This window comes from Polymorphobacter megasporae, assembly GCF_018982885.2.
GTDB classification, from domain to species: Bacteria; Pseudomonadota; Alphaproteobacteria; order Sphingomonadales; family Sphingomonadaceae; genus Polymorphobacter_B; species Polymorphobacter_B megasporae.
Genome location: NZ_CP081848.1, coordinates 3,742,669 through 3,756,290 on the forward strand (window position 1 = coordinate 3,742,669; position 13,622 = coordinate 3,756,290).

Annotated in this window: 13 protein-coding genes and 1 tRNA gene; 7 read left to right on the forward strand and 7 right to left on the reverse strand. The window is 66.9% G+C overall.

Going from position 1 to position 13,622, the window contains the following annotated elements; translation table 11 throughout:
• Window positions 1-15: 15 nt before the first annotated feature.
• On the forward strand, window positions 16-804 hold the full coding sequence (locus KTC28_RS17445; protein ID WP_216709217.1) for a M15 family metallopeptidase domain-containing protein: 789 nt from the start codon (window positions 16-18) through the stop codon (window positions 802-804).
• A gap of 2 nt (window positions 805-806) precedes the next feature.
• Here the strand turns inward: KTC28_RS17445 and KTC28_RS17450 are convergent, their stop codons facing one another.
• Entirely contained in the window at window positions 807-1,709 is a 903-nt protein-coding gene (locus tag KTC28_RS17450; protein WP_216709216.1) for an SDR family oxidoreductase, read from the reverse strand.
• A gap of 98 nt (window positions 1,710-1,807) precedes the next feature.
• Here KTC28_RS17450 and KTC28_RS17455 point away from each other — a divergent pair, with 98 nt between their 5' ends.
• Window positions 1,808-2,662: a helix-turn-helix transcriptional regulator gene (locus KTC28_RS17455; protein ID WP_216709215.1), complete on the forward strand. Its 855-nt coding sequence runs from the start codon at window positions 1,808-1,810 to the stop codon at window positions 2,660-2,662.
• Here the strand turns inward: KTC28_RS17455 and KTC28_RS17460 are convergent.
• On the reverse strand, window positions 2,659-3,960 hold the full coding sequence (locus KTC28_RS17460) for an acetamidase/formamidase family protein (RefSeq protein ID WP_216709214.1): 1,302 nt from the start codon (window positions 3,958-3,960) through the stop codon (window positions 2,659-2,661). The two genes, KTC28_RS17455 and KTC28_RS17460, sit on opposite strands and share 4 nt — an antisense overlap.
• A gap of 123 nt (window positions 3,961-4,083) precedes the next feature.
• On the opposite strand from KTC28_RS17460, the gene KTC28_RS17465 reads away from it, so the two are divergent.
• A complete protein-coding gene (locus KTC28_RS17465) occupies window positions 4,084-4,674 on the forward strand; it encodes a phosphatase PAP2 family protein (RefSeq protein WP_216709213.1) in 591 nt (196 codons plus the stop codon).
• 402 nt (window positions 4,675-5,076) lie between these two features.
• On the opposite strand, the gene KTC28_RS17470 is transcribed toward KTC28_RS17465, so the two are convergent.
• The 3 genes from KTC28_RS17470 to KTC28_RS17480 form a co-directional block, all read right to left on the reverse strand.
• Window positions 5,077-6,729: a thiamine pyrophosphate-binding protein gene (locus tag KTC28_RS17470; RefSeq protein WP_216709212.1), complete on the reverse strand. Its 1,653-nt coding sequence runs from the start codon at window positions 6,727-6,729 to the stop codon at window positions 5,077-5,079.
• A 10-nt stretch (window positions 6,730-6,739) separates the two neighbouring features.
• Complete coding sequence (locus tag KTC28_RS17475; RefSeq protein WP_216709211.1) at window positions 6,740-7,657, reverse strand: oxygenase MpaB family protein; 918 nt, start codon at window positions 7,655-7,657, stop codon at window positions 6,740-6,742.
• Window positions 7,658-7,777: 120 nt separating this feature from the next.
• Window positions 7,778-8,653 (reverse strand): N-formylglutamate amidohydrolase, encoded by an 876-nt coding sequence (locus KTC28_RS17480; RefSeq protein ID WP_216709210.1) that lies wholly within the window; start codon window positions 8,651-8,653, stop codon window positions 7,778-7,780.
• A 114-nt stretch (window positions 8,654-8,767) separates the two neighbouring features.
• Between KTC28_RS17480 and KTC28_RS17485 the strand changes: the two genes are divergently transcribed.
• Window positions 8,768-8,842 (forward strand) — tRNA-Val (locus KTC28_RS17485).
• Between the two features lie 38 nt (window positions 8,843-8,880).
• Here the strand turns inward: KTC28_RS17485 and KTC28_RS17490 are convergent.
• Both KTC28_RS17490 and KTC28_RS17495 read right to left on the reverse strand, forming a co-directional pair.
• Window positions 8,881-10,200 carry a tyrosine-type recombinase/integrase gene (locus KTC28_RS17490; RefSeq protein ID WP_216709209.1) on the reverse strand — a complete coding sequence of 440 codons (1,320 nt, stop codon included), beginning with the start codon at window positions 10,198-10,200 and terminating at the stop codon, window positions 8,881-8,883.
• 162 nt (window positions 10,201-10,362) lie between these two features.
• Window positions 10,363-11,001 carry a hypothetical protein gene (locus tag KTC28_RS17495; RefSeq protein WP_216709208.1) on the reverse strand — a complete coding sequence of 213 codons (639 nt, stop codon included), beginning with the start codon at window positions 10,999-11,001 and terminating at the stop codon, window positions 10,363-10,365.
• Between the two features lie 65 nt (window positions 11,002-11,066).
• On the opposite strand from KTC28_RS17495, the gene KTC28_RS17500 reads away from it, so the two are divergent.
• The 3 genes from KTC28_RS17500 (at window position 11,067) to KTC28_RS17510 (ending at window position 13,619) form a co-directional block, all read left to right on the forward strand.
• The gene (locus tag KTC28_RS17500; RefSeq protein ID WP_216709207.1) at window positions 11,067-11,321 is read left to right on the forward strand and encodes a hypothetical protein; all 255 of its coding nucleotides are present in this window, start codon (window positions 11,067-11,069) and stop codon (window positions 11,319-11,321) included.
• Between the two features lie 109 nt (window positions 11,322-11,430).
• On the forward strand, window positions 11,431-11,772 hold the full coding sequence (locus KTC28_RS17505) for a hypothetical protein (RefSeq protein ID WP_216709206.1): 342 nt from the start codon (window positions 11,431-11,433) through the stop codon (window positions 11,770-11,772).
• The gene (locus KTC28_RS17510; protein ID WP_216709205.1) at window positions 11,769-13,619 is read left to right on the forward strand and encodes a helicase HerA-like domain-containing protein; all 1,851 of its coding nucleotides are present in this window, start codon (window positions 11,769-11,771) and stop codon (window positions 13,617-13,619) included. Before KTC28_RS17505 ends, KTC28_RS17510 begins: the two co-directional genes overlap by 4 nt.
• The last annotated feature ends 3 nt before the right edge of the window (window positions 13,620-13,622 follow it).

Genomic DNA, 13,622 nt, shown 5'->3' on the forward strand with positions numbered 1-13,622 from the left:
GGTTTCGGCAGGGTAATGGTTCCGATGGTCGTCGCGGCAATGCCCGAAAACTGCACAATATCGGCTCCCGCCGGAGCGCTGGCGGCGAACGTCGCCTCGCTCGGCACGATGGCGTGGGCCCCGTTCGGGCGGCCCGAAACTGGGTGGACGGTTTATTATCCGCGCGTCGCGGTCGACATCGGCACGACCTGCCCGGTGGCGAGCGAGGGCTTCGCGGCGAAGCTCGCGGGCTGGCAGGCGAGCCATCACCTCGCGCCGACGGGGGTGTTCGACCTGCTGACCTTCCCTGCGATGAAGGCGAAGTGGCAGGCGGCGCGGCCGTTCGCGCATATCAACGGCAAGACCAACTGCCCGCCGCCGCCACCGCCCGAAGCGCTCGCGACGGCTGCACCGCGCGAAAGCTTCGTCGGCAAGACGATCCAGCTCCGCACCGCCGCGCTCGCCGCATACCGGGCGATGGTCGCCGATGCCCGCCACGATCCCGCGATCGCCGCCGAGCGGAGGTCGTTGACGATCTTTTCAGCCTACCGCGACCCCGACGCCGACGCTGCGCGCTGCACCGCCGAGGGCAATTGCAACGGCATCGTCCGCGCGACATGCTCGGCGCACCGCACCGGGCTCGCGCTCGACATGTGGGTCGGACAGGCCCCGGGCTACGGCCCCGATTCGACCGCCGACGCCAACCGCGCGGCGATGGTCGCCTCCCCGGCGTACCGCTGGCTGCTGGTCCACGCCAAGCAATATGGCTTCGTCAATTACGTTTTCGAGCCGTGGCACTGGGAGTGGACCGGGGAGCCGATCTGACGCTACGCCGCGGCGGCGAGCCCGTAGTCCATCGCGTGCAGGTCGGCGATCAGGCCCGGGCCGGTCGGGTTCCAGCCGAGCCGCTCGCGGGTCAATGCGCTCGACGCCGACATGTCCATTCCGACAAACGCCCCGAACCAGCCGAAATGCGCCATCGCCTCGTCGGGGGTCAGCGACTTGACCGGCACACCGAGCCCCGCGCCGACTGCCTCGGCAACATCGCGCATCGCGACGCCTTCCTCGGCAACCGCATGCCAGCGGGCACCGGCGCGGTGGTGATCGAGCGCGAGCCGGTACAGCCGCGCGACGTCGCTGACGTGCGCCGCCGCGAAGCGGTTGGTCCCATCGCCGACATATGCCGAGACGCCCTTGTCGCGCGCGATGTCGATTGCCCAGGTGATCAGCCCCTGCTTCACCGGGTCGTGGACCTGCGGCAGGCGAACGGCCGCGACCGAGACGCCGCGCTGCGCCACCGCCTCGCCGGTCACTTCGGATACGCGCCGCGGGTTGGCATAATTGCGGTTCATGACGTCCTCGGTGGCGAGCTGCCCCGGCCCGGAGGAACCGAGACCGACCCCCGACGTGATGAGAAACGGCCGATCGGACCCCGCGAGGACGTCGCCGATCGCCTCGATGACGCGCCGGTCCTTCTCGCAGTTCGCGATGAAATTATTAAAGTCGTGGTCGAAGGCCGCGTGGACGACGGCATCGGCGGTCTCCGCACCGGCGGCGACGCTGGCGGGGTCCTCGAGCGTCCCGCGATGCACCTCGACCCCCGCCGCTTCGAGCTTTCGCGCGCCGGCATCGGAGCGGGTCAGGCCGACGACGTGATGCCCGGCGTCGATCAGTTCGGGAATGACGTGCGAGCCGATAAAGCCGGTCGCGCCGGTAAGAAATACGCGCATGGGTCGATCTCCGTGGTGGTGTGAAACGGGGTATCGACCTAGGTCGCTTGCTGTTAAAGTAGTGACCTTATCCCGGTATAACGATCAACAGGATGGATATGGCCACCCTCGCCGCGCACGCGCTTGCCAACAGCCTCGGCAGCTATCTCCGTGACCGCCGCGCGCGGCTCGATCCGGCGACCTTCGGCTTCGCGCCGGGCCGTCGACGGACGCCGGGCCTGCGCCGTGAGGAGGTCGCTCAACGCTCGAACATCAGCGCGACGTGGTACACATGGCTCGAGCAGGGGCGCGGCGGCGCGCCGTCGGCCGACGTCCTCAACCGCATCGCCACCGGGCTGATGCTCACCGAGACCGAGCGCCAGCACCTGTTCATGCTCGGTCTCGGCCGCCCGCCCGAGGTCCATTACACCCCGATCAACGGTGTCACCCCCCGCCTCCAGCGCGTCCTCGATGCGTTCGATGCCAGCCCGGCGATCATCAAGACCGCGACGTGGGACATCGTCGCGTGGAACACCGCCGCCGCGATGCTGCTGACCGATTACTCGAAACTGCCGCCGAACGGGCGCAACATCCTGCGGCTGATGTTCGGCAATTCGCACATCCGCGCCGCGCAGGAGGATTGGCAGACCGTCGCGCGCTATGTCGTCGGTGCGTTCCGGGCCGACGCAGCGCGCGCCGGGGCCAACGCCGAGATCACCGGGCTCGTCGAGGAACTGTCGCGGACCAGCCCCGAGTTCGCGGCAATGTGGCGCGACAACCAGGTCGCCGAGCATGGCGAAGGGCGCAAACGCCTCCACCATCCGATCCTCGGGCTGATCGAACTCGAATTCTCCGCCTTCGCCGTCGACGGCCGCCCCGACCTCGGCATGATCGTCTACAACCCCGCGACCGACGAGGGTGCCGACCGCATCCGCCGCCATCTGGCGGAGATGCGGGAGGCGAGCGCGGCTTAAGGCGTGCTGACGACGTGGTGTGACGCGGGCAGGACCGCCTTGTCGATCTTTGCCGCAACGCCGACGCTCCGTCCGGCAAGATTGGGGACGCTATAATGCAGCGCCGTGCCGAGGACCTGCGCCGCCTGCGACAGGGTCATATCGTAGTCCTGCTGTAGCCACTGGATCATGCCCGTGCTCGCCGCCTTGAGCGCGTCGTCGAGCGACCCCGCCTGGCCGAGCACCATGATCTGCGCCGGCGACTCGACGCGCGGCAGGTTGATCGTCTTGCCCTTGATCAGCTCGACCGAGAAGGTCACGTCCATCGACGTTTCGAGCGCGTATTGCGACGTCTCGCCGTCGCCCTGGAGCGCGTGCGCGTCGCCCATATACAGCAGCGCGCCGGGCTGCTGGACGGGCAGGTAGACGGTGTTGCCCTCGACGACTTCGTTGAAATCCATGTTTCCGCCAAAGCGCCCGGTGTCGCCGGTCGAGACCGGCGGCGAGCCAAACCCCGGGGCGACCGCGAGCCCGTCGAGCATTGGCCGGACGGCGACCGAATACGCCGCGAGCGCGCCGGTCGCACCGTCGGGGCTCGCGCGCCCGCTGGCGAGGCCGAGCTTCCACCGCACCGGCTTGCCGAGGTCACCCGCCTTAGCCACGAGCGGATTGCCGAGCGCGCGCGCGACGACGGTGTCGAGGCTGTCGGCATAGTCGCGGTTCAACCTGACCCGGTTGAGGTGGACTGCCAGCGTGTCGCCCGCCACCGCGCCAGCGACGAAGAACGGACCGGTCTGGGGATTGCCGAACAACGCGCGGGTGACGCCATGCTCGTCGACGCCGCCTGAATCAATCGTCGTCGTATGGACGACGTCGCCGGGCCAGATCGTCAGCACCGGAGCCCGATCGGCATTCCATGTGTTCGAGTAATCGACCGGGTGGAAGTCGAGGGTTCGCGGCCCCCCGGCGGGGCGTTCGACAATACGCCATGCCGTGAAGCGGTGCGAGACCTGCGTGTCGGGATGATTGGTATCGGGCTCGGCGACGGTGCCGGCGATGCGATCGTGGTCGACCCGTCCGGTATAATGCGACACGCGATGGTCGCTGTCGGTCGTGTCGAAGACGATGCTCCGCTTCGCCAGCCGCCCGGTGAGCCGGTCGCCGTCGAGGTCGCCGGTAAGCTGACCGGACCCATCGATCGTCAGGGTCGAAAACGCCGGATTGCCCCACAGGTCGGTCCGCACGATCCACGTCTCGCGGGAAAGCGCCGGTCCGGCGGCGAAAACGACGGCGAGACTGGCAAGGATATGGTGCTTCATGACGCTCCGCAGTGTCGGGATGTGCAATTTCGTCGCACCCATATGCCATGACCGGTTCGCGTCGATGTCACCAGCCCGAACGGTGCCGACGGTCGTCGGTTTTCGTCTCGACCAGCTGCCCCGATGGACCCGCCTGCCAATCTCGGGCACGATGCGCGTATGGGATGGGCAGAGGCGATGGCGGCGGCGCGGGCGGGGCTGCTGCGGCTGTCGGACCGGGAGATCGCGCTCGTCGGGCGGACTGCCGCCGCCGCGCGCCGTGCGCATCTCGAACGGACCGCGGTCGTCGTCAGCTGGCTCGGCAACGGGACGATCTATCTGATCCTCGCGCTGGCGCTCGTCGGCTTCGCCGGGGATGCGGCGTGGCACGAGCTTGGGGTGGCGGCGCTGTGCGGGGCGATCAGCCACATCGTCTATCCGGCGATCAAGCGCGTCGCCGGGCGGCCGCGCCCGTTCGAGCACCGTCCCGGCCTCGTCCCGCCATCGGCCCCTCTCGACGTGTTCAGCTTCCCGAGCGGGCATTTGATGACGCTCAGCGCGACGATGACCCCGGTGCTGTTCGCATGGCCGTCGCTGTGGCTCGTCGCGCTCGCGTTGTGGCTGGCGCTGGCGTGGTCGCGGGTGGCGACGGCGCATCATTATCCGAGCGACCTGCTCGGCGGGACGTTGCTCGGGGTGGGGATCGCGCTGCCGGTGACGTGGGCGCTGCGGTAGGAGTGCAGTGTCGGTGGCTGGGAGCGGGGCCGGGTGCGTGATGCGCTGGCGTCGAGCGGAACACCGGTTTTAGGTCGTCATCCCCGCGAAGGCGGGGACCCATTACCCCAACCGTCCGTGGTGATGGGTCCCCGCCTTCGCGGGGATGACGGTTTTAGAAACAAGTGTCGGAGCCGTTGAGCAGTGTGCAGGCGCTGCAGCAGCAGCGATCAGAAACCGCTGTCCTACACCCTCGCGACCGGCCTAGCCTTCCCGTTGATGACGATGACGCTGCCTTGTCCGACGCCCCGGTTCGCGATCCAGAACCAATATCACCGATACGGTAAGCGTTCCATTCCAGCGTGGCGTCAGGTTCATCAACTTCGTCAAGCCAGCCTGACACTCGGCCCAAATTCGACTCGCTCAGACCTCGGTGTCGATCTCGACCTCGATCAGCAACGTCCCCGGCCCGGCCAGTCCCCGGGCGACCGCATCGCGCAGGTCGGACAGCGTCGACACCCGGATCGCGGGGACGCCCTGCGCCTCGCTCAGCGCGACGAAGTCGATCGCCGGGTCGGTCAGGTCCATGCCGACATACGAACCGCTCGCCGCCGACGGGCCGCCGAGCGCGCGGGTCCGCTGCTTGAGGATGCGGTACGAGCGATTGTTGACGATGATCGCGACGATGCCGAGCCGGTAATGCGCCGCGGTCCACAGCGCCTGGATCGAATACATCGCGCTGCCGTCGCCGCTCAGCGCGATCACCGGTCGGTCGGGGTGGGCGAGCTTGATCCCGATCGCCTGCGGCAGTGCGACGCCGATGCCGCCGCCGCGCATCCCGAACCAGCTGTCGGGGCGCGTCGCGGGCATCAACTGGCGGACGGTGTTCATGCCGGTCGACAGCGTCTCCTCGATGACGATCGCGTCGTCGGGCAACAGTTGGGCGATCGCGTGGAGGACGGCGAGCGGGCGCAGCGGCAGGGTGTCGGCCTCGGCCTCGGCGCGGGCGATCAGCGCCGCCTGGCGTCCGGCGATGTTCGCCTCGGTCGCCGCGCGCCGCGCCGACGCGACCGGCATCCGGTGCAGGACCGCGGCGATCAGGTCGGGCAGCGTCGCCTTGGGGTCGCCGAGGATCGCAGCGGTCGCGGGGAAGTTCTTGCCGATCTCCCACGCATCGTCGTCGAGGTGGATCAACGGCTTCCCCGGCGCGAGCGCCTCGACCCCCGCCGCCTGCGACTGGGTCAACAGGTCGGCGCCGATCGAGATGACGAGGTCGTGGCCATCGGTCAGCGCGCGCACCGCCGGGGTCATCCGCGCCACCGACCCGGCATACAGCGGGTGGTTCGACGGGAAGGCGGCGGTGTTCGCCATGCCCTCGAGATAGACCGGCGCGCCGATCGCCTCGGCCAGCGCGGCGAGTTCGGCGTATGCCCCGGAACGCGGCACCGCATCACCGGCGAAGATCACCGGGCTCACCGACGCTGCGATCAGCTCCGCCGCCGCCGCGATCGCGTCGAGGTCTCCACGCAGCCGCGGCCCGATCCGGGTCGGAGCCATCGCGTCGATCGCCTCGACCGACGCGGTCAGCACGTCACCGGGGATCGACAGGAACACCGGGCCGGTCGGGGCGGTCAGCGCGACCTTGATCGCGCGGTGGACGGTGCGCGGCAGGTCGTCGATCCGCGTCACCTCGGTCGACCATTTGACCAGCGGGCGCGCCATCGTCGCGAGATCGGCCCACAGCAGCGGCTCGGTCAGCGCGATCGTCGTGTCCTGTTGCCCGGCGGTGACGAGGATCGGCGCCCCCGCCTTCGCCGCATTGTACAGCATCCCCATCGCGTTCCCGAGGCCCGGCGCGGCGTGGAGATTGGCGACTGCGAGCCGCCCGGTCGCCTGCGCATAGCCGTCGGCCATGCCCATCACGACGACTTCGTTGAGCCCGAGGATATAGCGGATGCCGGTTTCGGCGGCGAAGGCGTCGACCAGCGGCAGCTCGGTCGTGCCCGGATTGCCGAAGACGAAGTCGACCCCGTTGGCACGCAGCAGGTCGAGGAACAGGGGGGCACCGGCGATCATGGCTGCGCGTCTAGCCGGGGAGCGGGTGCCGCACCAGCCAGTCGTGCGGCAGGCCGACGCGGACGCACGCCTGCGCCGACGGCGACGACGGCACCGCGATCCCGTCGAGCATCCGCGCCGCCGAGCGCAGCAGCGCCGCCTCGCCGAAGCGCAATCCCCCGTGCCGGCCGAGCTGCAACCGCTCGCGCTCGGCGGCGGGGAGGAGGTCGACCGCGGCGCGGATCAGGCTGTGCTGGAGCGGGCGGAGCAGCGGCGGCAGGATCGGCGCGGCGCGGAGGATCGCGATCAGCTCGTCGAGCTCGGGCGAGGGTTCGAGGCGGGGGCGCATCGCGTCGAACAGCGCCGCGGTTGCAGCCTCCGAAGCCGGGGCCTCGACGACGCCGTAAAGCCGCGACCCCGCCCCGCCCTCGGCATAGTAACGCTCGCGGTCGGCGGGAGCGACCGGGCGGACGTAGATGCGATAGGCTTCGAGGAAGGCGAAGGCGGCGGTACCGTGGACCCAGCGGAGCAGGTCGGGATCGTCGGCACGATACCCTTCCCCGCCGCGCGTCGTTCCCGCGACCCGCGCGTGCATCCCCCGCACCCGAGTCGCGAGCGCTTCGAAGCGGCTGCGCGCGCCGTAAACGGTCACCATCGCCGCGAGCCCGGTCCGGCGGAGCCGCCGCGCGGGATCGGCGCGGAAACTCGAGTGCGTCCAAACGCCACTGCGCACCCGCGGCTCGCCAAGTTCGAGAAGGACCGCCGCGATGCCGCCGATGACCATCGTCAGCGGGTTGCGGAAGACCTGCCACGACACCGACTCGGGTGAGACGACCGCCGCTTCGCCCGGCGGGGTGGCGAAATCGATCAGCGCATCGCCCGCCGCCAGCCCCCGGACGAGGCTTTCGAGGCGTTTTTCAGTGAGGCGCGAGAGAATAGACACGGTCATGGTAGCGATAACGCTTGAACCGGTGCTGCAGCGCACTATTTGTAGTTTTGCCGGCGGCGTTCCCCCCTTACGCCGCCGCGCTCCCTGAACTCTGGCCACGCCCACGGGCGTGGCCCTTTTTTATTCGGCGGCGATCGCGAAGGGCCCTAGGTCCATCGTGCCCACCTCCGCCTTCAGGTGCGCGACCAGCCGGGTGAGCGCGGTCTCGATCCGGTCGAACCCGGTGTGCCGGACCAGCCGCGCCGGATCCATGTACAAGGCGCGGTCGATCTCGATCTGGACGGCATGAACGCCCTCGGCAGGCCGCCCATGCCGGGCCGTCGTGTACCCGCCGGCGTAGGGAGCATTGCGGGCGACCCGAAACCCCGCGGCGCGGAAATAGCGCTCGATCGCGCCGACCAGCGGCGAGGCGGCGGCGGCGCCGAACAGATCGCCGATGACGATCTGCGGCGCGCCGCCCTGGACCGGCGGCGGGGTCGGCATCGAGTGGCAGTCGAGCAGCACCGCAAAGCCATTCGCGGCGAAGGCATCGTCGAGCAGCGCCGAAAGCGCCGCATGATACGGGCGATGGACCGCTTCGATTCGCGCCGCCGCGTCGGCACTGCGCACCCGGGCCGGATAGATCTCGAGGCCCGCTGCAGCGATTCGGGGGACGACCCCGAGCCCGGCGATAACGCGGTCGCTCGACTGCGCGGGATGCGACTCGAGCGGGTCGACGAACATCGCGGGGTCGAGTTCGGCCTCGTCGCGGTTGAGGTCGAGCCATGCCCGCCCGTAGCGCGCCGCGATCAACGGCACTCCGAGCCCGGCGGCTCCGACCAGCATCTCGGCGACGAAGGCATCTTCCGCCCGCCGCAACTGCGCCAGCGTCAGCCGGGTCTGCGCGAGGAACGCCGCGGGGTAATCGCGCCCGCTGTGCGGCGAGGCGAGCACGATCGGCGGCGTCGGGCCGGTCGCGGGCGTGATCGTGAATCCGGGCAGCAGCGCATCGGCCATCGTCCGGCTTTATGGTGTCGTCCGGCAACCCGCCAGCGGATTTCGAGCGTCACCGCCGGTGCCTCGCGTTCGGGCTTGCGCCGCGCCGCGCCCTCGCCTAACACGCTCTGACGTGGGCGCGTAGCTCAGTGGTAGAGCACTGTGTTGACATCGCAGGGGTCGCTGGTTCGATACCAGCCGTGCCCACCACAAAAGCCCTGCTAGGCCAATGGCTTAGGAGGGCTTTTTTATGCTCGCATCGGCACAACGTTGATATGATCTCGGGTGAGTTTCGGGTGAAGGGCATTCCCTGATCGCTTCGCGAGATCCCCGACAACGTCTTCCAACCCGCTGCGGATTGTACCGAGGTAGCGCGGATCGAAGATCACATAGCGACTACTTGTTTTGCCAAGTACCCGGTGGCCGAGGGCCATCTCCAATTCGACAAGGTCGACTCTTCGCGTTGCCAGGATAGTCGACATGCTGTGGCGGATCAGTTTGGGGCCCCAGCCGTCCGGGATACCAAGTGCTTCGCGGGCACTGTCCCAAGCCGACCGTACGCTGGCGACGCGGATCTGCTCTACGACTTCGATCTGCTGATCCTCGTCTGATGAACTTGTCTCGCGGCACACAAGCCACTCGTCGCTTGCTGTAAGCCACGCCTCTAGGGCTCCCACTACGGGAATCACAGGCCGCACCTTATTGGTTTGTAGCCGGCCTTCCGGATTTAGGGCGAAGCAATGAGCGTCCTGCATCCACTGACCGCGTTTGGGAGAGACGCTCATGTCCAGAATGGCGTCTGGTCGACCCAGCGTGCAGATCGCACCGATGAGGTAGCGGCGCAGCGGCATCAGGCGGGCCGGGTGGCCAGCGGATTTGCCTGATCCTCGCATCGTGAAGTCAAGCAGTTCCCCTATACCTTCAACGGAGAGGCGATAGGACCGGGCCGGGGTGACCTGATCTCGAGTCTTGTGCTTCAGTGCAGGTGCGTAACGGATGCGGCGCTTACCAACGGCGTGGTTGAGGGCAGCCTTTAGCGCGATGATGCTCTCTTCGGCCGTGGACGCGGATCGAGTGCGCGACGCGCCGTCTATCCAATTACCGTCGTCGTCCTTTTTCCTGGCAACGATAGGATCGATTTGAGCCCAGGATCGAAAGCGGCCCAAGACACTTTCGTCGATATCGTCTGGGAGGATGGGGTCGACGAGGCGACCTGTGTGCACCTGGACGTCAAGAAACCGCGTCAGCAACTTCAAACGTGCCTTGATGGCTTCCGAGCTGGCCTGCTTTGAGCCGTGCTCTTGCCAGTAATCGGCAAGTGCGCTTGGTACGGCATAGTGATCTTGATCGGCGACGGTTGGTTTGTGGACAGCAAGATAGTGCTCGTCCAGCTTGCTACAGGCTAGTCGAACATCGCTCGTGCGCGTGCTCGTTCGGCGCTGGTGTCCCGTTGAAGAGTCATACCAGAAGATGTACCAGTTACGGCTATTGGGTTTGCCGCCGGCACCTCTATCAAGGTCGAGCCAGTAGCCGCCACGTTGGTAGACCCCACCCTTGTCTGCCGGCATCGAGCTTCCTCCATCAAAATCGTCGCTTTAGCTTCCGCCAACATCGCTACGAGGCCGATAACTGCGAGGGCATCGAGCTGTTCAGACGACAGCTTGATCCCGCGACCGCATTGCATCGCACTGGAAACCTTGCGGTCCAGATCGATCAACAATCTTGCCGGACTACGTTGCACGCTCATCGTCGAGCATGGGTGGGAAGGTGTTCATTAATGATGTGACCTTTTCAAAGGGCATCAATTCCCCCAACTTTAGATATCTGAACAACAGTTCAAGCATTTTGTGCGCCTCAATATAGGCGACTCGCCAATCACGACCGTCCATTTCCTGTTCAACGGCTTCGCGTTCTTCGGTGGTCAAGACGAGTAGTTTGTCTGCATCAGGGCCCCGCCACGGACGGCGCTCTCTTGTTAGGTAAGCCAACGCTTCCACAGGAACGCGCCAAAATATGGGCTCGACCTCAATTTCTGGTTTATTGTTGCGCTCTGCCCACTCGACTGCGCGCCAGACCGTTCGAACGCTCTTGCGAAGGACAGGCCAAGCCTCTGTCACCATCCGCGTTGCGCGTGCTGGTGGAACACCCCACTGCCAAAGTTCGACGACGACAACGACCTGAAAGAACTGATCGGCATAATATCGCGCCGGCACGCCGCGTCCGGTGTCCACACCGTCCGGGAATTTTTGCCGGATCAGATGTTTCATTCGGCCAGCAAATGCCTTCGAGCCCTCCTCAGAGATGCCGAGGAACTTGCCGAGGATTGCCTCGACATCTCGTGATCCAAAGTGGGTAGGTACATGCAACATAAGGCTAGCCCTATCATCATATTTATGGTTATGCTAGCCCTAGCATCATCCAAGGAGAGTTGAAAATGAAACCCCGGAATAATCTGATCGACACCGCCACCTCCGAGGCCACAATCGTCGAGGTGGCAGCGAACGCGGCGGGCGGCTCACCTCTTGCCCAGGCGCATAAGGAGCCACCTCACGTCGACGTGCTCAAGCGCCCGATCCAGATGAGCATTTTCGACTACGCAGCCGAGATCGGTAGGCAGTGGCTGCCGGCGGCTGATGACCGGTCGGCTCCAATGCCGCGTCGGCGTCGCAAGGCACAGGCCCCCGCGTAGGAAGAGTAGTTAGGTAAGACACGGAACGCACCTCAGTGCCCTAGGTGAAAACCCGTATCGCCTCGTATCTGCAGCCGCTGATCACCAGCGTATTCGTCGAGTAGCATTGATGTCCACGACCCACGTCCAGACCCGCCTCACCACCGCCCTTGTCGAGGCCATCGACCAGCGCGCCAGTGCCGCAAACATCACGCGCGCTGAGGCCCTGCGGGGCCTCCTCGAAGCGGCGCTCGCCGGCACGCAGGTGCCCGACCAAGATCCGCTACTCGTCAAGATCGGCGAAACGTTGGGGATGCTGCTCGCCCGCACCGACAACCTGTTGGAGGTCAGCCAGAGCACCCGGCAGCTGGCTCGCGCCGCTTACGTCACCGCCCATCTGCACGCGCTGACTGTGCTGCCTGCGGCCCAGCAGGAGGCTTTCGTCGCTAAGGTTCAGGGCAAGCTGTCATGAGCCGCACGGACCAGGCCGCACGCGGACGCGCCATCGAGGCTCACCGCTATCAGTCGCGCTTTGCGCTGGCGAAGGTCGCCGGCGCCACCGGCTTGCTCGGAGCCGCGGCAGGCATAGCGCTGGCCTGGACCACCGTCGCGCCCGACGTTCACCAAATCGCCATCCGCTACGTGCTGACCCAGGCCAAACAGACCATCCGCACCGCCATCATCCCCGGTGCGCAGGTCCAGTCCCAGCTGATGGAAGTGGACGGGTGGGCGATCGTCGAAGACCCTGGCCATGCCGCCATGATCCTGCTCGCCCGCCGGATGGCGATCAGCGGCGGTTGCCTCGCCATCCTGTTCGCCGGCGGCCTCACTACCTTGCAGCGCCGCAATTGGATTTCGATCGCCGAGAAGGCGGCCATGGATGAGGTCCGCCGAGGCGCGCGCCGCGCCACCCCCAAACAGCTCGCCGCGATGCTCGCCCCGGCCGGGAAGCGAGTGACGGGCGCGCCTCCGATTATGATCGGAGGCGTGGCCCTTCCGGCCGGGATCGAGAACCGCCATCTGCTCGCGATCGGCGCGACCGGCACCGGCAAGACCAGCTTCCTGATCGACCTCGTCCACCAAATCGCGAAACGCGGTGAAGCGGTGTTCCTCTACGATCCCGATGGCAGCTACGTTTCCCGATTTTACGACCCCGATCGCGGCGACGTGATCCTTAACTGCTGGGATCGGCGCACCGCCCGCTGGGCCCTCATCGACGACATCGCTACGCTCGCCGACGCCCACCGCGTTGCCGCGATCCTACTCCCCAAGCCCGCGAACGCTGGCGAGTCCGCCTTCTGGTGGGACGAGGCCCGGCTGTTGCTCGCCCATATCCTCTACCATCTCGCCACCACCGGGGGTACGCTCGACGACCTCGCCGACCTACTCAACGGCGGCAGTGTCGACTTGAACGAAAATTATCTCGACCGGCTGCGCGCGATCGTGCGGGGCACGCCGGCCGCGACCATCTTCACTGCAGGTGGCGACAAGGCGACCGCATCGGTCGTGTTCATGATCGGCATCGCGGCGCGCAGCGTCCATACTCTCGCAGCCGTGTCGCGCAATGCCGCCGCCTTCTCATTCGACAGGTTCATCGTGGCGCTCGACCAGGCTCACGGTCCCAAGCCGTTCGTGTTCCTATGCTGCCCGCGCCGCAACCGCGACCTCGGCACTCCCATCGTCGCGGCGTGGCTCGATGCCGCCGCCAGCGCGATCCTCCAGCGCCCCCCCGATCGCGGCACCAACGTCTGGATGATCATCGACGAGCTGGCTTCGCTGCCGCCTGTCCAGAGTTTGAGCAACCTCATGCCCGAGGGGCGCAAGTATCGCGCCTGCGTGACGATCGCGTTCCAGTCGCTGGCCCAGCTCAACATCGCATATGGCGAGGCGGCCGCCCAAGTCATCACCGGCCAGACCTCAACCCAGCTCCTAATGCGGCTCGGCGATTCGCCGTCTGCAGAATGGGCGGCCAGGCTTGTTGGCCAGGCCGAGGTCGAAGGAATGCGCCCCACCATAAGCCTGGACACGCAGGCCAAGGGCGACCGGGGTTCAATCGCTCCCGATCGCCACCGCGAGACGCTGCTGATGGACAGCGACCTCACCATGCTGCCGACCGGAGCGGCGTTTCTGCGGATAGCCGGCTATCCGGTAGCGCGCATCCAGCTACCACCCCCTGTCGAAGCTGACGCCGTCTTCATGGCACCCGCCTTCGTCGACGCCCCGGAGGCCACCGCCAAAATCAGGATCGCCGAAGCTCTTCCTGTTTCGCCCCGCATCGAGGACGGCGACGACTGGCTTCCCAAGGTGGGAGCATTCTGATGG